The following is a 20,050-nucleotide window of genomic DNA, read 5'->3' as shown; positions in this document are numbered from 1 at the left end:
TCATCGAATCCGCGTTCTCCACTTCGGTGGAAGCGGGCTCTTACTTGGGAGAAGCCGCTGTCGAATCGCTCAGCGGCACCTGCTGCTTTCTCTCTTCCAAGGACCTGTGATGCGTAACACGCTCTACCTGTCGATCATCCTCGCCCTGTCTCCCTGCAGCGTGCCGGTGGCGGCTGCCGCCACCGCGGATGGCATCGAGGCCCGTGTGTCGGCGCCGATCGCGGCGCAGCCGCTGGCGCGTGCGCTGGAGCAGTTGTCGCGCAGTTCCGGCGTGCAGTTCCTGTACTCGGGCAGCGGTGAGGCACGCATGGCCGGGGCGGTGCCGCGTGGTGCGACCGTCAAGCAGGCACTGGACGCGCTGCTGACAGGAACCGGCCTGGGCTACACCGTGGTGGACGGCAACGTCATCGCCATCGATCCGGCGCCCGCACGCAACGTACCGAAGCCGGCCGCGCCGAAGCCGCGCGAGGCCGAGGCGGCGGTGGCGCCGACCCTGGATACGGTGAAGGTGATTGCCGCGCACGAGGTGATCGACCAGAAGAAGACCTCGCCGGTGATCAAGGATTCGGTGGTCTACGACGAGATGGACAGCTACGGCGACGAAACCCTGGCCGAGAGCCTGATGGCCGCGCCGGGGCTGAGCGCGGTGGAAGACGCTGGCGAGCCGCGTTACGTCACGGTACGTGGCGTGCAGGCCAACCTCAACTACACCACCATCGATGGCATCGCGATTGCCAGCGTGGGTGGCAGTGGCTCGGGTGAGCGCATGAACAACCTGCAGCTGATTCCCAGCGACATCGGTACCCGCACCGATATCTACAAGAGCTTCAGTGCCGAGCAGGCGCCGGATGCCATCGGCGGCGTGATCGACATCATCAGCCGCAGTGCGTTCGACCGGTCCGGCAAGTATGTGTTCGCCGATGTGGCCGGTATCTACTCCACTGCCGAGACCAACGTCGAGCGTAGCGCCGGTGGCAACCACCAGACCCTGGGTCACTTCGGCAAGAGCGCCAAGGTGGTGTTCTCCAACCAGTTCGGTGCCGACCAGGAATTCGGCATCGTTGCGGTGGCCCGCTATGAGCAGCGTTCGCGCAACAGCGTCAAGCGCTGGGTGGAGTCGAACTACTACTACAACGACGCCGGCAAGTACCTCACCGACGGCACCACTGGGCCGGACGAGGCTAAGGGCTGGAACGGGCTGCGTGCGCCCGGCAATTTCAGTACCGGTACCTACACCAACTTCATCACCAATTTCGGTGGCTCGGCCAAGCTGGAATGGAAACCGTCGGACGATCCGTTCTACGCATCGCTGCTGCTGTACTCGTACCGGTTCTACGAGAACTCGACGATGAACAAGACCGATCTGTATGGCAACGCCAAGTTTCCGATCCGCAATCAGACCGATGACAGCGGCACCACCCAGATCAACAGCATCTACATCAAGAACCGGCATGATCGTTGGGATCGCAGCAATCGCGGCGCCATCGCCAGCTTCAACTGGGACTTGGGTGACCGTTCGCGGTTGACCCTGCGTGGCGGCCACACCGAAGAAACCTTCCACAACAGCCAGGTCTACTGGGGGGTACGCGCCTACCCGAGCAACCTGTTCGTCGATTACGAGAACGACAGCCACGGCTTTCCCAATGCGGTGGCGGTTTCCGATTCCAGCCTGCTGACCAGCTCGGCGTTCAAGCTCAACCCGGCACAGGCCTATGTCTCGCCGCGCGACGCCAAGGAGAGCATCGACAACCTGCGTGCCGACTTCAGCTACAACATCGACGCCGATGCGCGTGGCTTTGGCCTGGCCGCCGGTGCCGAGTACCGTCACCTGAAGATCTGGCAGGACATCGACTTCGAGTACTACAAGAGCAGTGCCACGCTCAACGATTACCTGTACCCGGGTTCGACCCTGCTGGGCAGCGTGCCGGGCTTCCCGCTGATCGACAACCGCAAGTGGAACGAGGAGCTGGCGCCGACGCTGGGCAGCAACAACGCCGCCTATCCGAATGCCAACTTCACCAGTGACTACAAGTACGTTGAGGACATCACCAATGCCTATGTCTCCGCGCACTATGCCTGGGATCGGCTGTTGCTGATCGGTGGCCTGCGCTACGACCACACCACCTTCGATGCATTCAGCCCGTTCAGTGATGATGGCGGTACCACCTATACCTCCGCGTTCCGCAGGACCAGTGGTGGCTACAACAACCTGCTACCGTCGTTGAATGCAACCTTCAAGCTGACCGACGACCAGCGCCTGCGCTTCTCCGCCAGCCGCACCCTGGGCCGGCCGACGCCAAGCAACATCGCCCAGGCCACCAGCACCAGCTGTGGCGATGACGAGGAGGGCAGGGGCTTCTGCACGATCAAGCAGGGCAACGCCAACCTGCAGCCGCGCCGCTCCACCAACATCGACCTGGCCTGGGACCTGTATTTCAACGACAACAACGGCCTGGTCTCGGTCGCGCTGTTCGACAAAGTGATCAAGGACGACATCTACACCCTGACCACGTTCGAGAACGTGGGTGATACCCGCTACCGGGTCACCCAGCCGATGAACACCGACGCGTCCAAGCTGCGCGGCGTCGAGTTCGCGGTGGCCAACCGCAACCTGCAGTGGGGCGGCCAGCGCTTTGATATGTATTTCAACGCCACGCGGCTGGAAGGCCAGACCAACTACCGCATCAGTGATGGCAGCGAGCGCCGCCTGGACCGCCTGCTGTACCAGCCGGACTGGTCGCTCAATGGGTCGGTGATCTGGCGCATGCCGTGGAAGAGCGCACAGCTGCGCATGTCCGGCACCTACCGCAGCCGGATGCTGGTCGACTTCGGTGATACCCAGTGGCTGGACTCGTACTACGACCCGTACATGACCTTCAACTTGGCCTTCAGCCTCAAGGTCAGCAAACACGTGACGCTGAAGTACGAGGCCAAGAACCTGTTCAACACGCAGCCGACCTACAGCACTGGACCCAATGGTCGCTTCCGCACCGAGATCGACGACTACGGCCGCTTCTTCTACTTCCACATCATCTACAACTGAGGGCGCACCCGTGGATACGATCAATCGCAGGCGATTCCTGGCCCTGGCCGGCCTGTCCGCCGCCGGCGCCTGGATGGGCACGGCACGGGCGCTGGCCGCGCAGACCGATGCCACCGCGCTGAACCCGCGCAACCTGCTGGCATCGCCGCGGTTCGCCAGTACACCGTTCACCCTGGGCGTGGCCTCGGGTGATCCCTCGGCCGATGGCATGGTGCTGTGGACACGCCTGGCAACGGAGCCGCTGGTGTTCGGTGGTGGCATGCCGACGCAGCCGATGGCGGTCCAGTGGCAGCTGGCGGCCGACGATGGCATGCGCAACGTGGTGCGCCAAGGTTCGGCGATGGCCCACCCCGAGCTTGGCCATGCGGTGCACGTGGAGCTGGAAGGGCTGGCACCGGGCCGTCCGTACTGGTATCGCTTCAGCGTGGGCGGCCACGCCAGTGCCGTGGGCCACACCCGCACGCTGCCGGCAGCCAACGCTGCGGTTGATCGTGTCCGTTTCGCCGTGGCCGGTTGCCAGCACTATGAAGAGGGCCATTACACCGCATGGCGGCGCATCGCCGAGGAGCCGCTGGACTTCGTCTTCCACTATGGCGACTACATCTACGAGGGCGCAAGCCAACCGGGCGTGCGCAGGATGAACGGCCGGCCATTCACCAACCTGCGCAACCATGTTGGACCGCAGATCTACACGCTGGACGATTACCGCCGCCGCTACGCCCAGTACAAGAGCGATTCCGACCTGCAGGCCGCGCATGCGTCGGCGCCGTGGTTCGTCACCTTCGATGACCATGAAGTGGACAACAACTGGGCCGGTGCGGAGGACCAGGACGATACCCCCAGCGAGGTGTTCCTGCTGCGCCGCGCACAGGCCTTCCAGGCTTACTACGAGAACATGCCGCTGCGCCGATCGGCGCTTCCCCGCAACGGCCACATGCAGATGTATCGGCGTGCCCGCTATGGCACGCTGATGGACCTGCACCTGCTCGACACCCGCCAGTACCGCAGCAAGCAGGTAGACATGGCGCTGCATGAGGAAGTGGAATCACCGGCGCGCAGCATCGTCGGTGCGAAGCAGGAGCGCTGGCTGTTCGACGGACTGGCCGATGCCACGCCACGTTGGCACACCATCGCCCACCAGGTGGCACTGGGCAACTACATGCGCGAGAAGGATGGTGTGGTGCAGTCGTCCGACGACCAATGGTCGGGCTATCTGGACAGCCGCCGGCGCCTGCTTGACCACATCCAGAAGGTTGGCTTCGGCAATGTAGTGACCGCCTGCGGCGACGCGCATCGGCACTACGCCAGTGACCTGGTGCAGGACCATCGTGACTCGGGCGTGATCTCCAGTGAATTCCTCGCCACCTCGATCACCTCCGGCGCCGATGGCCAGGGCGTGGACGCGTATGCCGAGAACCAGCTGCGGCACAGTCCGCAATTGAAGGCGACCACCGACAAGCGCGGCTATGTGCTGTGCGATGTCACCCGTGATGCCTGGATCGGCGACATGAAGACGCTGGATACCGTGATGCAGCCGAACGGAACGGTGCAGAGCTGGAAACGCTATGCGGTGGAGCACGGCCGGCCGGGGTTGCAGGAGGCCTGAATCTACCGGTCTACCCTGTAGAGCCGAGCCCATGCTCGGCTGCTCTTCGATAACTGACCGGAAAAGCAGCCGAGCATGGGCTCGGCTCTACAGAGATCCTTCAATCGTGCTCGAACCGCAATGGCTCGCTGCCCATCGCCGGGTCGCTGGTGCCGGGGCGACCATCTTCTGCGCGACCGGCCAGACGCAGCACGCTCTCACCCGCGCCGACCTGCAGGTCATACCAGCCCGCGGTAGGCGTTGCATCCCACGCCAATGCGGTCTCTGCATGCGCCGGCAGCGCCAGCGTCTGTTCCGGCATGTGCCCGGCATAGGCGCCGGCATGCACGCGCAGCTGCTGTACGGCATCGCTGAGATTGCGCAGATGCAGCCGCAGCTGGCCTTCGGCGCGCTCGACCGACGCCTGCACGACGGGCCCTTTGGCAGCGCCCTGGAAGTGACGGTGGAAGCCATTCGGGCCGAGCAGCCACAGGTCATAGCGTCCCTGGGCGTCCAGCGCCCAGCGCTCGCGCAGCGGCGTGCCCGGTACCAGCGTATAGCGGCGTGGCACCGCACCCAGCCGCAGCCGATCGTACACATGCAGCACCGCCGCTGCGCCTTCGCAGGACAGCGTCAGATCCACGCCCGATGCGTCGATCGCAGTAATCGATGCCTGCGGCCGATAGGGCAGGGCACGCGCCGGGCGTACGCCGCTTTCCTGTTTCGCCGGCTTCAGTCCCTCCGGCAACGCCGGCACGGTGCGTCCCGGCAGGGCGGCAGCGCGTGCGGCAACCGCGCTGACGTCGGGCAGGCCGCGTACGAACGGGCGGGTATCACGCTGGGCGAAGTCGAAGGCATTGCTGAGGTCACCGCAGACCGCGCGGCGCCACGGCGAGATGTCCGGTGCGGCCACGCCGAATCGGCGTTCGATCAGGCGTATGACCGAGGTGTGGTCGTACACCTGCGAATCGACCCAGCCACCCCGGCTCCAGGGCGAGATCACGTAGAGCGGCACGCGCGGGCCCAGTCCGTAGGGGCGTCCGCGCAGCTCGGCGGCGTCGTACTTCTCATCCCCCGGTGTCGGATGGCGGTGGTACTCGCCCTCGGTGCTGACCGAAGACGCACCCGCCCAGCCACCGTTTTCCGGCGAAGGCGGTGCCGGTGGCGGCATGTGGTCGAAGAAACCGTCGTTCTCGTCGAACATCAGCAACAGGGCGGTGCGGCTCCACACTTCTGGATCGGCGGTCAGTGCATCCAGCACGCGCGCGGTGTACGCCGCGCCCTGGGCCGGGCTGGAAGGGCCGGGATGCTCGCTGCCGGCCGCGTCGGCGATGATGAAGCTGACCTGCGGCAGGCGCCCGTCGACCACGTCCTGGCGCAGCTGTGCCAGCCCACGCGTGCTGACCCCACGCGCGCGCAGCTGCGGGTCATGCCCCGGCGCAGCGCGGTAGGCCTGGCGGAAGGACTCGAAGCCGGCCAGCGGGTTGTCGGTGAAGTTGTCGGCCATGTCCTGGTAGATCTGCCAGGACACCCCGGCCTTCTGCAGGCGTTCTACATAGCTGGTCCATCGGTACGACGCCGGATGCCCGCCATGTTCCGGGAAGTTGTCGTGCGAGTTGGCGATCACCGGGCCACCGGCGCGCGCGGTCGCATCGTTGTGGCCGGTCCATAGGAACACCCGGTTCGGGTTGGTTCCGGCCTGCATCGCACAGTGGTAGGCGTCGCAGATAGTGAACGCGTCGGCCAGGGCGAACTGGAAGGGCAGGTCGCTGCGCTGGAAATAGCCCATCGAATGGTTCTGTTTGGCTTTCGGCCATTGCCCCATGCGTCCATGGTCCCAGGCACGCTGTGCATCAGGCCAGGTGTGCGGCGTGCCTTCCACCCGCATGTAGCCGAAGTGCGCAGCGGTATCCAGCGGGAACGGTGCGATCGCGCGCGTGCCGCTGGCATCGGGTTGCAGCCACAGGCTGCGCGCGCGGCCACCGGCCTGCAGCGCGGCGGCCGGGGCCACGAAGCGGTCGCCGAAGCCACGTACCCCCGGCAGCGTGCCGAAGTAGTGGTCGAACGAGCGGTTCTCCTGCATGAACACCACGATGTGCTGCAGGTCTTCCAGGCTGCGCGTCTGCGCGGCGGGTGCGATCGCAGCAGCCCGGGCGATGCTGGGCAGAAGGGGGGAAAGGCCGGCGGCAGCGCCGGCCTGCAACAACCGGCGTCGGCCGATATCGGTCACGGGTTCACTCACAGGTCCACACGGAAGGAGATGCCGACGGTACGCGGTGCGCCGATGAAGGCGTTGTCGCGGCCATCCACCCCTGCAAGATACCGCTTGTCGGTGAGGTTGCTCACCACCAGGTTGGCGCCCATGCCCTTCAGGCGCGGCGACAGGCCCTGCAGGTCGAAGCCGATGTTGGCGTTGAACACGGTGGCCGAGGGCAGCTTGTTGACGTTGGCGGCATCGAGGTAGCGCGTGCCCAGGTAGCGGCCGGACAGGCCGAAGTTCCAGCTTTCACCCTGCCAGTCGGCCGACAGCACCAGGGTCTGTTCGGGCTGGCCGATCACCTTGGCACCGTCGACGATGCCGAGCTGGGTATCACGTGCGGCGTCGCCACTGCCCAGGTACTTGGAGCGGTTGTAGGTATAGGCAGCGTTGAGGCGCCAGCCGTTGTCCCAGCCATAGCCGAACGCGGCCTCCAGACCGTTGCTCTCCACGCCGCCGAAGTTCTCGTAGACGCCGTCGGTCTCGCCCAGGTAGTCGATGCCGCTGACAAAGCCGGCCGGCAGGTAGACGATGCGGTTGTCGAACTTGATGTTGTACAGGGTGACCGAGGCGGTCAGCGGCCAGCGGCTGATGCGCATGCCGACTTCGATGTTGTCGGCGGTTTCCGGCTCCACGTTGCGGAAGCGTTGGGGATCGGTCTCGCCGAGCACGCCGGAGGGAATAGCGGCGAAGTTCTGCGAGAAGCCGGCGAACAGCTCCATGCCTTCCACGCCTGGCGCCCAGGTGAAGCCGGTGGACAGCAGCGGATCGGACTTGGAATCGGATTTCACGTGCTCATTGGCACCGATCACGCGGCGGCGCGACTGGTCGACGAAGAACTGCTTCACGCCCAGGCGCGCGCTGAACGGGCCGAAGCGCGCGACATCCTCGACGTAGTACATCTGCTCATCAACCTTGTACTTGTCCTCGAACTGCACCCAGTACGGCTGGTGGTCGAAGGCGATGTTCTGGCCGACGTTGAGCAGGCGATGCCAGTCGCGGCGTGCCGAGCGGTCCAGCTTCTCCACCCACAGCCCGCCACGGATCGTGTTGTCGACGGCACCGAAAGTCTGCCGCCACTCGACGTCGGCGGTCACGCCCTTGCGGTTGTTGTCGTAGTGGGTGTGGCGGTACGACTGCGCGCCCAACACGTTGCCGGCGTAGCAGTTCGGGTCGTACTCGGCAGTGAAGCCCAGCCGTGGGGTGCAGCTGGCCAGGCGCTGTGCGGCGCTGCCATCGGGATTGACGAAGAAGATCTGGCCGCGGTTGCTGCCGCCGAACACGGTCCTGCCACCGAGATACTCCGATTCCGGGCGGCCAGCACCGTCATCGCTGACCTGTGCCAGGTAGGGCGGCAGCCAGTCACCGCGGCCTTCCATTCGGTGCCCATAAGCGGCCACCGAGGCCTTGAAACCGTTACTGCCGTCGAAGGCCGCGCGCAGGTAGCCGAAGGTGTTCTCGCGCAGCGCACGCGAGCCGGAACGGAAGTTCTGGTCCAGGTACGGAATGCCGGTGAGGGTGCCGACCAGGTTGTCGCGATCCGGGTTGGTGGCGAAGCCCTTCGGCGAGACGCTGGTGTATTCCGGCTCGTCGGCATCGTTGTAGGACAGGTAGCCGGTCAGCGTCCAGCGATCCAGCTCGGTGATGAACTTGCCGGCGATGTGGTCGTTGCTGGTCTTGCCGCTGCCGTCGATCCAGTCGTGCACGCGCGCGGAGGAAGCGCTGACCCAGGCGCGGGTGTGGCCGCCGAGCAGGCCGGTGTCGTAGCGCACGTAGTACTTGCGTGCCTCGTTGTCACCGGCGCCGACCACGAAGCGCAGGCGGCTGTCCTGCAGCGGATCGCTGGTGAGGAAGTTCAGGGTGCCCCCGAGGGCTTCGTTCGAGCGCGAGGAGATGTCAGCGGTGCCCTGGCTGACTTCCACCGTTTCCAGATCGAGGGTGTCGATGTAGCGGTTGGCCAGCGAGCCGCCGCCGTAGCCCGAGCCGCCATTGGGCAGGCCATCGATGGTGGTGCCGATCTGCTGCGTATCGCGGTTGGTGACGAAACCGCGCATGCTGATCTGCGTGCCCCACACCGACGAACCGGTGGCGTCGGCTTCACTGACCACCACCCCGGGTACTTCATTGAGTGCGTCGTTGACGCTGCTCATCACGGTCTGCCGGTTCAACGTTTCCGCACGTACCGAGGTCTTGGCGTAGCTGGTGGCCTGGCCGATCACCTGCACCTGGTCCAGGGTGCGGGCATCGCTGCTGCGCGGTTCGGCCGCGTCGCCCTGCGGTGCTTCGGCCAGGGCATCCAGTGCGGGGGCGATCAGCAGGGCAAGCAGGGAGACACGGGGAAAGCGCGCAATGGTTCGCATCGAGACCGGACCTTGAGGGGAGGGAAGCCCCGAAGTGTCGGCAGCGCCAATGACATCGGCATGACGCGAAGATGCAGGAACCGTGTTGTGTGACGGCCGGTACCTGCGGCCGCCTGCCTCAGTAGCGCGCATCCTTTGGTTTCGGGTCACGCGGCCAGTCCTTGGCCTTGTTGGCGAAGTCCGGACGCGGCTGGTTGATGAAGTAGCTGGCGACGTCCACCGCATCCTGGTCGGGCATCACCTGCTGCCCCAGCGGGGGCTCGCGGGTCACTGCCGGCGGCATGTTGTGCTTGACGAAGCCGGCGGCCTTGTACAGACGCGCCATGCCCGCGCCGATGTTGAAACTGCGGTCACCCCACAGCGGCGGGAAGGCGATATCACCGCTGGCATCGCGCCGGCCTTCGCCGTTGTCACCGTGGCAGGCGGCGCATTGCGCGGCGTACAGCGCCTGACCGCGGATCGGATCAGGTGTCAGTGAGCTGTCGATCGGCCCTTCGCTGGGTGCCGCCACGCGCGCGCCTTCAGGAACGGGACGGCTCAACCAGGTCATGTATTCCAGCATGGCACGCATTTCCGGCGCGTCCTTGGCCAGCGGTTTGCCGTTCATCGAGCGCTGCAGGCAGCCATTGATGCGCTCGGTCAGCCCGATCACCTTGCCTGGCCGTGGCATGTAGCGCGGGTAGGCACCACCACCCGTATTGAAGTAGTGGTTGCCGAACGGCCGCTTGCCCTCGGCCATGTGGCACGAATTGCAGTTCAGATCGTTGCCGACGTTGTCCGGCAGCAACCGCGCGGTCTCGTTGAGGAGGCGGCGGCCGAGCATCACCGACCCGGCATTGCCCAGCCCGGCAATTTCCTCGGCGCTGGGGGCGTGGTACTGGCCGACCACCGTGCCCTGCGCGTCGAGAATATCGATCGTGCTGGCCACCGCGGCATCCAGGTCCGGGTACAGATGGCGGTAGGCGAGGGTGCCGGCACCGGCCAGCAGCACAACGGCGATCGCACTGCCGGGCAGCAGGCGGGAACGTTTGCGCGAACGCTTCATCGTGCAGCCTCCTGCGGAACGTAATGCACCGGCTTGTCACGCACCACCCGGCGCATCCTCGCCACGTCGACCTCGCTGACCGCGCTGGCCTGGTTGCCCCAGCTGCTGCGGATGAAGGTCAGGATCTGTGCCAGTTGTGCATTCGGCAGCCGCTCGAAACCGGGCATGGTGAACGCCATGCGGTCGTGCGGGGTATGCGGCGTGCGACCACCGATCAGGGTCACCTGCACCAGCGAACTGGGATCATCGGCGAACACGATCGAGTTGCCAGCCAGTGCTGGGTAGACCCGTGGCATGCCGCGGCCGTCGGCGCGATGGCAGGCCTGGCAGTGCTCTGCATAGGCCAGCGAGCCGGCCACGCGATAGTCGCCACTGCGCAGTGCGGCGGTGGTGGTGTCGGTACCCGGTGACCACTGTGCGCTGCGGCCCTCGCGTGCCGGCAGTTGTTTCAGGTAGCGTGCCATGGCCAGCAGGTCGGCGTCGGACAGGTACTGCGTGCTGTGCTCGACCACATCGGCCATGCCACCGAAGGCCGCCGAACGATCGGTGCGGCCGGTGCGCAGGAAGTCGACGATCTCGCCCTCGCTCCAGCTGGCCAGGCCGGTCGATTCATTGCGCAGGTTCTTCGCGTACCAGCCTTCCAGTACCGAACCGGACAGGAACTGGCCGCTGCCATCGTCGGCCATCGCCTTTTCCTGGAAGGCCAGCCCGCGTGGCGTGTGGCAGGCGCCGCAGTGAGCCAGGCCTTCCACCAGTTCTGCACCACGCTGCTCGCCGGCATCCAGCGCTGGATCCGGGCTGAAGCTGCGCGGGCGTGCGAACAGCAGCTGCCACCAGGCCAGTGGCCAGCGCATGTTGGCTGGCCACGGAATCGTGCTGTCGGCGTTGTCCTGCTTCACCGGCTGCACCGAGCCCATGAAGTAGGCGTACAGCGCCTTGATCTCGGCATCGCTGGCGATCACGTATGAGGCGTACGGCATTGCCGGATACAACGGCTGCCCATCGTGACGGATGCCGCGACGGACCGCGCGCTCGAAGTCGGCGTAGTCGTAGGCGCCAATGCCGGTGTCCGGATCGGGCGTGATGTTGGTCGAATAGATCGTGCCCATCGGCGTCTGCATGCCCAGTCCACCGGCGAACGGCTTGCCGCCCGGCGCGGTATGGCAGGCAGCGCAGTCGGCCGCGCGCGACAGGTATTGCCCCTGCGCGATCAGCGCCGGGTCGTGGACGTTGACCTTCGCCTCCTGTCGCGGTGCGAACCAGTAGGGCGTGGTGCGGGCGATGCCGTAGGCGGCGGCCACGGTGGCGGCCAGGGCAATGGCGAGCTTGAACGAGGTGCGCATGGCGGCACTGTGGGCAATCGCGCACGCGCGTTCATTGATCCGGATCAATGACTGAACAGATACAGCTTGTACACCAAGCTGAATCGTTCCCGCGTTGTCATCAAGCCGTCATCCACGCGCGATAGATGGCCGGTCGGGTGGGGCGTTAACGTCACCACTTGTCTGATTCACCCCTACGACGTGATATGAAGCGCCTGCTGCTGTTGTTGCTGGCGTGCGCCGGCCTGTGGCTGGCTGCATGCTCCTCCTCCATCAATGCCTCCTCCACCTCGCTCGCTGATCGGCTGATCGCGCCGGGTGGCGTGTCGACCCTGCTCGATCGCCCGCGCATTGCCGCCGCCATTGCCGAGTTGCCCAATCGCCATGGTTTCGCAGCGGGGCGCGATGGCGTGCCGATCTTCTGGCGCGTGTTCGATCCGGGTAACTACGGTGCGCGCTACCACTACCTGCCGCAGCGCCACGAGAACGGCCTGCCGCTGGATACCGGCTTGAGCCTGGCCGTGCCGCAGCCCTTCCACGCGCAGGCACCGCGCGGCACCGTGGTGCTGCTGCACGGTTGGATGATGAACGGTGATTCGATGCTGCCGTGGTCGCTGCAGTTGGCCGAGTCCGGCTACCGCGTGGTCACCCTCGACCTGCGCAACCACGGCCAGTCCGGTGCCGGTCCGTCCGGCTATGGCACCTATGAATCCGATGACGTGGTCGATGTGATCGGTGAGTTGCGTGCACGCGGCGAAGTGACCGGCCCGTTGTACCTGTTCGGTGTGTCATACGGTGCGGCCACCGCAGTGTTCACCGCCGACAAGCTGGGCGATCAGGTTGCCGGGGTGGTAGCGATGGAGTCATTCGCCAATGCCGGGGTGGCCATCCGTACGATGATCCCGCATCTGATGGGGTTGCAGCCGGAAGGGTTGAAGGCGCAGGCGGTAGCCTCCTACGCGCGCTGGCGTTACGGTGGCCAGGACATCGACCAGGTGGTCGCCGCGGCAAGCCGCCGCATCGACGTCGATCTCGACCGTGTGGACGTGGCGCGCGCGTTGGCCGATACCCACGCCTGCGTACTGCTTCTGCACGGGCAGGGCGACCAGCACATCCCGGTCAGCCAGGGCCGCGAACTGGCGCAGGCCAATCCGCGCGCGCACTACATCGAGATGCGCGGCGAAGATCACATCACCCTGCCGCTGAGGCTGGATCTGCTGGCCGGTGTGGTCGACGACTGGATGGCACGCGACGAGCACCATCCGGAAAGCACCTGCCCGGCACCGCAGCTGCCCGCCCAGGCCGAATGGCTGGTGCACGACACCGATACGCCGGTGAAGGCTCCGGCGCGCAGCTGAAAAAAGGGGGCGGAGGGGATTAGGTCGTTTCCCGCACACCTAGGCTAGAAACGACTTAATCCCCTCCGTCCCCTTTTCTGTCAGGGCAGGCGTCGTGCCAGTGAGCGCGCCGACGCGGCTACGCCCAGCAGCAGCGCGGCCACGCAGAGGAAGGCGAAGCCGAGGCTGGTGGCGTGTGCCAGTGCACCGATCGCTGCCGGGCCGGCGAGGATGACGGCGTACCCCAGCGTGGTAACCGCAGTGATGGCGATGCTCTCCGGCATCACCCGCTGCTGGCCCGCCATGGAAAACAGCGCTGGCACGATGTTGGCGCAGCCCAGCCCGACCAGTACGTAGCCGGCCAGCGCCACCGGGAATGACGGCACCAGCGTGGCCAGGGTGAAACCCGCAGCAGCGGTGATGCCGCCGAAGACCATCGTGCGGGTCCGGCCCAGGCGCTCGACGATACCGTCGCCGAACAGGCGCATCGCGGTCATCGCCAGGGTGAACAGCGCGAAGCCGGCACCAGCCTGGTCGCGTGGCACCTGCCGTACTTCGGCCAGGAACACCGCACTCCAGTCCAGCATCGAACCTTCGCCGAGGAACACCACGAAGGCCAGCACGCCGATGAACAGCACCACGCCGTGCGGCAGTGCCAGCAGCGGCCCTTCGTGCAGGATCCGTTGTGGGCGCCAGTGCGGGGCCGACAGCGCCGCCACCACCAGCAGCGCCGCTACCGAGACCAGCGCGGCCAGCCACAACGGCGTACCCAGGATCAGCAGGCCGGTCATGCAGCCAGCACCGACAAAACCACCGATGCTGTAGAAGGCGTGGAAGCCGGACATCATTGCGCGCCCGGCGTCGCGCTCGACCGCCACCGCCTGCATGTTCACCGTGCAGTCCATCGCGCCCACGCCGGCACCGAATACGAACAGAGCAGCGCCCAGCGCGAAAGGCGAGGGCGCAAGCGCCAGCAGTGGCAATGCCAACAGCACCATCGCGCAGGTCACCACCAGCAGCCGGCGGCAGCCGAGGCGGCCGGTCAAGGCACCGGCCAACGGCATCGCCAGCAACGAGCCCAGGCCGAGGCACAGCAGTACCGCGCCGAGGCTGGCATCGGACAACCCGGCCTTGGCTTTGGCATAGGGCACCATCGGCGCCCAGGCAGCGGTGGCGAATCCGGGAATGAAGAAGGCGGCACGGGTGGCGTGCTGCTGGGCACGTGGGGATGAGGGCGTCATGCGCGGTGCGAAGCTCCAATGAGTATCCATGAAAACGTTTTCAGGCCGAATGGGCAAGTGCCATGCGTGACATCAAGCGACGCATACGATTGCAGTGACCCGAATGCGTCACCAGTGATTAACGCCCCACGCGGACAGTGGCGACACGGTCGGCATTCCGCCGGCCGCTGCCGGAGATCCGTACATGAGCACGACACCGACCATCCTCCTCGTCCATGGTTTCTGGGGCGGGGCCGCACACTGGGCCAAAGTGATCCTGGAGCTGCATCGCAACGGCCATGACCGCGTGCAGGCGGTGGAACTACCGCTCACCTCGCTGGCCGATGATGCCGACCGCACCCAGAAAATGATCCGGCAGATCGACGGGCCGGTGCTGCTGGTCGGCCACTCCTATGGTGGTGCGGTGATCAGCCAGGCCGGCAACGAGGCCAACGTGAAGGGCCTGGTCTACATCGCGGCGTTCGCCCCGGATGCCGGCGAGAGTCCCGGTGGCATCACCCAGCAGCATCTGCCGGATGCGGCACCGAATCTGGCGCCGGACAGCGATGGCTACCTGTGGCTGCGTGCCGACAAGTTCCATGAAAGCTTCTGCCAGGACCTGAGTGACGACGAAGGCCGGGTGATGGCGGTGACCCAGAAGGCGCCGCTGGCCAGCACTTTCGGCGATGCGGTCAGCGACCCGGCGTGGAAGCACAAGCCGAGCTGGTACCAGCTGTCCCGCCATGACCGGATGATCGCGCCGGAGAACCAGAAGGTCATGGCTGGTCGGATGCAACCCAAGCGCTTGCTGGAACTGGATGCCAGCCATGCCTCGCTGGCCTCGAAACCGGCCGAGGTGACCGCGTTGATTCTTGAGGCCTGTGCCGCCGTAGGCGGCTGATCCGGCGCCATCGCGACGCGCGCGACGGCATACCGCACGACAGCCGGGGCGCAGGGGAGTAAACTCCTGCGCCTGCGGCCATCCGGCCCCATTCCCATCCCGCCTCCAGCCGCCGCCAGAGGATCCCACTCGATCGTGGAGGTCCCGTCGTGTCGTCTGTGCCTGTCCGTTTTCCGCTCCCGTTTCCACGTCGCCTGCCGCTGTCGCATGCGCTGGCCCAGGGTCTGCTGCTGCTTGCACTGAGCGGCGGCACCGCGGCCGCCCAGTCCTCCCAGGACGAGGACAAGGCCAAGCCGGCGCCCGCCTCGCAGACCCTGCAGACCGTACAGGTCACCGCCAACCAGCTCGGCACCATCACCGAAGGCAGCGGCGCCTACACGCCGGGCACCATCGCCACCGCCACCCGGCTGGTGTTGACCCCGCGGCAGACCCCGCAGACCATCAGCGTGATCACCCGCGCGCAGATGGACGACTTCGGCCTGGACGGCATCGATGACGTGATGCGGGTGACCCCGGGCATCAGCATCGTGACCTACGACAGCGAGCGCACCGAGTACTACGCACGCGGATTCGCCGTGCAGAACTTCCAGTACGACGGCATCCCGATGTCGCGCGACTCGGCCTACTCGGCCGGTAACACGCTCAGCGACACCGCCATCTACGACCGCATTGAAGTGCTCAAGGGCGCCACCGGCCTGCTGACCGGCATGGGCGATCCAGGCGCGACCATCAACCTGGTACGCAAGAAGCCGGGCAAGGACTTCGCAGGTAGTGCGACGCTGGGTGTGGGCCGCTGGGACGACTACCGCGCCGAGATCGATGTGGGTGGTCCGCTGACCGCCGATGGTCGTGTGCGTGGCCGTGCCGTTGGTGCCTGGCAGGACAAGCATTCCAATCTCGATTTCTACCAGCGCACCAGCAAGGTGGGCTACGCAGTGCTTGAGGCCGACGTGGGCGAGCGCACCCTGCTGACTGTCGGCGGGGACGTACTGGAGAGCGATCCGAAGGGCTCGACCTGGGGCGGCATCCCGCTGCTGGACAGCCAGGGCAACTTCAACGACATGCCGCGTTCGTTCAACAATGGCACCCATTGGAGCGGCTGGCGCCAGTACGTGCGCACCGGCTTCGCCACGTTGGAGCACACGTTCAACAATGACTGGGTTGCCAAGCTGCAGCTCAACCATCAGGTCAATGGCTATGACGCGGCCCTGGCCGGCGCGGCCGGTGGCAATCCCGATCCGGTTACCGGCGAAGGTGTGTCGCTGTGGCTGGGCAAGTATGTCGGCAAGACCGTCAGCAACGCCGCCGACTTCTACGTCAGCGGGCGCTTCGGCCTGCTTGGGCGCGAGCATGAACTGGTGGTCGGCGGCAGCGCGTCGCGCAAGCGCTGGACCAACACCGGTTACTCACCGCAGCCCGGCTACCCGACAGCGGTGCCGGACTATCGCGCGTGGCAGGGGGACATTCCCGAGCCGCAATGGCAGCGGGGCTACGACAACAATGAAGTGACCCGCGAGAACGGCGTCTATGTGGTCGGCCGCTTCGATGTTGCCGATCCGTTGAAGGTGATCGTCGGCAGCCGCCTGGCCAGCTACCGCTCGCCGCAGACGCGCGAGACCGGCGTGTTCGTACCGTATGCCGGCGTGGTCTACGACCTCGGCGAACACTATTCGGTGTATGCCAGCTACAGCACCATTTTCAAGCCGCAGGGCGAGCGCGACGAACAGGGCAAGGCGCTGGATCCGCTGGAAGGACGCAGCTACGAGATGGGCCTGAAGGCGGAATTCTTCGATGGCCGCTTCAACGCCAGTGCGGCGCTGTTCCAGCTCGACCAGGACAACTTCGCCCAGCCTTCCGGTGGCAAGACGCCGACCGGCGACATCGCCTACCGCGCGCTGATGGGCGTGCGCACCAAGGGCTATGAGCTGGAGCTGTCCGGCCAGCTGGCCGAGGGCTGGCAGGTGCAGGGTGGTTTCGCCCACAAGATCGCACGCCAGGCCGGGACCAAGGTGTCGACGCTGGAGCCGGAGAATCAGTTCAGCCTGCACACCAGCTACCGCCTGCGCGGCGACTGGAAGGGGCTGACGCTCGGTGGTGGTGCGCGCTGGCAGGATTCCACTTTCGGTGAGATCACCAACCCGGCCACGCAGGCCAAGGTGGTTCATCGCACCCAACCGTATTGGTTGCTGGATGCGATGGCGCGTTATGAATTCAGTGATCGCCTGTCGGCTACGCTCAACGTCAACAACCTGCTGGACAAGCGGTACTACACGATCTTCAGCTGGTACAGCACCTATACCTGGGGTGAGCCGCGCAACGTACGCCTGGCGATGACGTACAAGTTCTGACGCCGGTGGTGCTGTAGCGCCGAGCCCGCTCTCGGCTGGCCGTGCATGGCCTGATCCAGGCAAACAGCAGCCGAGCGTGGGCCCGGCGCTACAGAAATGCGCCCGCGATGCACTGGAGCATCGCGGGCGTTGTCGTTACAGCGGCAGGTCGAACACCAGCACTTCTGCGTCGTTGCCGTTTTCCAGGGTCAGCTGTGCTTCGTCGCTGACCTGCAGCGCATCGCCGGCTTCCAGGGTGATGCCGTTGACCTGCAGCTGGCCCCGCGCCACCTGCACATAGGCGCCACGACCGTTGCCAAGCGCGTGGTGCAGCTTCTGGCCGCCATCGAGGATGGTGGCGAAGATGCGGGCATCCTGGTGGATACGCAGCGAGCCGTCGGCACCGTCAGGCGAGGCAATCAGGCGCAGCTGGCCGCGCTTGGTCTCCGGCGCGAAGTGGGTCTCCTCGTACGACGGGGTGATGTTCTCCGCGTCCGGGAAGATCCAGATCTGCAGGAAGTGCACCGGCTCATCGGCCGAATGGTTGAACTCGCTGTGGCTGACACCGCTGCCGGCACTCATGCGCTGCACGTCGCCGTAGCGCAGCACCGAACCGGTGCCCATCGAGTCCTTGTGCTCCAGCGCGCCGCCCAGTACATAGGAAACGATCTCCATGTTGCTGTGGCTGTGGGTGCCGAAGCCCTGGCCGCCGATCACCTTGTCTTCGTTGATCACCCGCAGCGGGCCGAAGCTGACGTAACGGGGGTCGTAGTAGTTGGCGAAGGAGAAGGTATGGCGCGAGGACAGCCAGCCATGCTCGGCCAGGCCACGGGTAGCGCTCTTGCGGATCTGCAGCATGATGGAATCTCCTTGTTCGATGGTTTCGATGGGGCGGGATGGGCCTCTGGCCGCTGTGTTTTCCCGTTGGAGAGAAGTATCCGCTTGCGCCCCGGCTTTGAAAAACGGATAGTTTTGACAGCCATCATCGAAAAAATCGAATGCTCAAGCTCAGCCTCGATGCCCTGCAGATCCTGGATGCCATCGACCGCCGTGGTTCGTTTGCCGGCGCCGGCAAGGCCCTGCACAAAGTGCCCTCAACCATCTCCTACACCGTGGCCAAGCTGGAGGAGGACCTGGGCGTGCAGCTGTTCGACCGGGTCGGACCGCGCGCCGAACCGACCGAGGCCGGCCGCGCGCTGCTGGAAGAGGGCAGGCACCTGCTGCGCGCCGCGCGTGAGCTGGAGCTGCGGGTGCGGCGGGTGGCCTCGGGCTGGGAGACCGAGCTGACCCTGGCGGTCGACTCGGTGTTTCCGACCTGGCTGTTGGGGCCGGATATCGCCGCATTCCGTGAGGCCGAGGCGCCGACACGGCTGCGGCTGATTGGCGAGGCCCTGTCCGGCACCTGGGAAGCCCTGCTGGACCGCCGTGCCGACCTGCTGGTCGGTGCGCCGGGCGAGGGCCCCAGTGGCGGTGGTTACGTGGTCGAGCCGCTGGGCACGGTGGAGTTCGTGTTCGCGGTCGCGCCCGATCATCCCTTGGCGGCGGTGCCGGGCGTGCTCGGTCGCGAGCAGCTGGTCGAGCATTGCGCGATCGCCGTCTCCGATTCGGCGCGGCGGCTGTTGCCACGCACGGTCGGCCTGTTGATGGGGCAGGAAATGCTGACGGTGCCGGACATGGCCAGCAAGCTGAAGCTGCAATGCGAGGGGGTGGGCTTCGGATTCCTGCCCGAGCCGTGCGCGCGCGCGGCAGTAGCGCGCGGCCAGCTGGTGATCCGCGAAGTGGAGGAGCACAAGCCGGAAGAGACGTTCTGGCTGGCCTGGCGTACCGGTGAAGATGGTGCAGCACTGCGCTGGTGGCGCGAGCGCCTGCGCAGGCCGGAGCTGCTGTCGCAGTGGTGGCAGTCAATGGCACGGGGTTAGGGGTACGGCAGGGCTGCGCCCTGCACCCGCTACGAGCTGGAGCAACAGCAACATCAACAGCAGAAGCTGGTTTCCTGTGGGGAGGCGGGGTGGGTCCGGTTGCGGGGGCCGCTGCAAGTACGTCCATGTAAGCTCGGTCGCCGCTTGCTCGTGTGCGCAGTCCTGCGCACACGGCAAGACCGGGGTTGGGCGTCCTGCCCAACCCGCCCGAGGCATCCCTCGGGCCCATGCGGCTCACGCCCCCGCAACCGGACCCACCCCGCCTTCGACACATTCCTGCGGCCGTTGGTGGGTGTCGACCTTGGTCGACACGGTAGATCCACGCCATGCGTGGATGCTTTTCGATCTCGATTCGAAATATTCGATTCCGATGGAGATTCATCCACGCATGGCGTGGATCCATCAGATCGCGGAAACCTGTCAGAGGTGGGGTGGCATGGGCAGGCAGGACCGTTGGCGGCATGGATGCCGCCATCGAGCCCCCATGGATGGGTTTACGGCGTGTCCTGCCTGCCCATACCGCCCCGCCATCCCACGGAACACCAGCTTCTGCTGTTGCCGTTGCCTTGGCTTGAAGCATCGGCGGGTGCAGGGCGCAGCCCTGCCGAAAAACACACATAAAAAAACAGCAGGCCGAGGCCTGCTGTTTCGGTGTAATGGTGCGCCCGGAGAGATTCGAACTCCCGACCGCCTGGTTCGTAGCCAGGTACTCTATCCAACTGAGCTACGGGCGC

At 65.9% G+C, this 20,050-nt stretch carries 12 protein-coding genes and 1 tRNA gene; 6 read left to right on the top strand and 7 right to left on the bottom strand.

The features are described 5' to 3' along the window. Positions 1 to 109 precede the first annotated feature (109 nt). A complete protein-coding gene (locus tag AC07M7_RS18475; protein ID WP_495208016.1) occupies positions 110 to 3,043 on the top strand; it encodes a TonB-dependent receptor in 2,934 nt (977 codons plus the stop codon). A gap of 10 nt (positions 3,044 to 3,053) precedes the next feature. Further along, the gene (locus tag AC07M7_RS18470; RefSeq protein WP_495208015.1) at positions 3,054 to 4,649 is read left to right on the top strand and encodes an alkaline phosphatase D family protein; all 1,596 of its coding nucleotides are present in this window, start codon (positions 3,054 to 3,056) and stop codon (positions 4,647 to 4,649) included. A 100-nt stretch (positions 4,650 to 4,749) separates the two neighbouring features. Here AC07M7_RS18470 and AC07M7_RS18465 read toward each other — a convergent pair whose 3' ends face one another. From AC07M7_RS18465 to AC07M7_RS18450, 4 genes are all read right to left on the bottom strand, one after another. After that, the gene (locus AC07M7_RS18465) at positions 4,750 to 6,858 is read right to left on the bottom strand and encodes a phosphocholine-specific phospholipase C (RefSeq protein ID WP_495208014.1); all 2,109 of its coding nucleotides are present in this window, start codon (positions 6,856 to 6,858) and stop codon (positions 4,750 to 4,752) included. An 8-nt stretch (positions 6,859 to 6,866) separates the two neighbouring features. Beyond that, positions 6,867 to 9,245: a TonB-dependent receptor gene (locus AC07M7_RS18460; RefSeq protein ID WP_495208013.1), complete on the bottom strand. Its 2,379-nt coding sequence runs from the start codon at positions 9,243 to 9,245 to the stop codon at positions 6,867 to 6,869. Positions 9,246 to 9,363: 118 nt separating this feature from the next. Continuing rightward, a complete protein-coding gene (locus tag AC07M7_RS18455; RefSeq protein ID WP_136638838.1) occupies positions 9,364 to 10,290 on the bottom strand; it encodes a c-type cytochrome in 927 nt (308 codons plus the stop codon). Continuing rightward, the gene (locus tag AC07M7_RS18450) at positions 10,287 to 11,633 is read right to left on the bottom strand and encodes a c-type cytochrome (RefSeq protein ID WP_495208012.1); all 1,347 of its coding nucleotides are present in this window, start codon (positions 11,631 to 11,633) and stop codon (positions 10,287 to 10,289) included. Before AC07M7_RS18450 ends, AC07M7_RS18455 begins: the two co-directional genes overlap by 4 nt. Positions 11,634 to 11,818: 185 nt before the next feature. On the opposite strand from AC07M7_RS18450, the gene AC07M7_RS18445 reads away from it, so the two are divergent. After that, a complete protein-coding gene (locus AC07M7_RS18445) occupies positions 11,819 to 12,970 on the top strand; it encodes an alpha/beta fold hydrolase (RefSeq protein WP_046985859.1) in 1,152 nt (383 codons plus the stop codon). 80 nt (positions 12,971 to 13,050) lie between these two features. On the opposite strand, the gene AC07M7_RS18440 is transcribed toward AC07M7_RS18445, so the two are convergent. Continuing rightward, entirely contained in the window at positions 13,051 to 14,190 is a 1,140-nt protein-coding gene (locus tag AC07M7_RS18440) for an MFS transporter (protein ID WP_495208044.1), read from the bottom strand. Between the two features lie 184 nt (positions 14,191 to 14,374). Here AC07M7_RS18440 and AC07M7_RS18435 point away from each other — a divergent pair, with 184 nt between their 5' ends. Together AC07M7_RS18435 and AC07M7_RS18430 are read left to right on the top strand one after the other, a co-directional pair. Continuing rightward, positions 14,375 to 15,070: an alpha/beta hydrolase gene (locus tag AC07M7_RS18435; RefSeq protein ID WP_495208011.1), complete on the top strand. Its 696-nt coding sequence runs from the start codon at positions 14,375 to 14,377 to the stop codon at positions 15,068 to 15,070. Positions 15,071 to 15,219: 149 nt separating this feature from the next. Beyond that, entirely contained in the window at positions 15,220 to 17,418 is a 2,199-nt protein-coding gene (locus AC07M7_RS18430) for a TonB-dependent siderophore receptor (protein ID WP_478475170.1), read from the top strand. A gap of 135 nt (positions 17,419 to 17,553) precedes the next feature. Here AC07M7_RS18430 and AC07M7_RS18425 read toward each other — a convergent pair whose 3' ends face one another. Then, complete coding sequence (locus AC07M7_RS18425) at positions 17,554 to 18,255, bottom strand: pirin family protein (RefSeq protein ID WP_046985863.1); 702 nt, start codon at positions 18,253 to 18,255, stop codon at positions 17,554 to 17,556. 140 nt (positions 18,256 to 18,395) lie between these two features. On the opposite strand from AC07M7_RS18425, the gene AC07M7_RS18420 reads away from it, so the two are divergent. Continuing rightward, positions 18,396 to 19,316: a LysR family transcriptional regulator gene (locus AC07M7_RS18420; RefSeq protein WP_065723159.1), complete on the top strand. Its 921-nt coding sequence runs from the start codon at positions 18,396 to 18,398 to the stop codon at positions 19,314 to 19,316. Positions 19,317 to 19,973: 657 nt separating this feature from the next. Here the strand turns inward: AC07M7_RS18420 and AC07M7_RS18415 are convergent. Continuing rightward, positions 19,974 to 20,050: transfer RNA gene (locus AC07M7_RS18415), tRNA-Arg, on the bottom strand.

It is taken from the genome of Stenotrophomonas sp. GW821-FHT09E08, assembly GCF_059416125.1.
The sequence above is the reverse complement of the archived record's forward strand: the minus strand, read 5'-3'. Positions and strand labels throughout refer to the sequence as shown.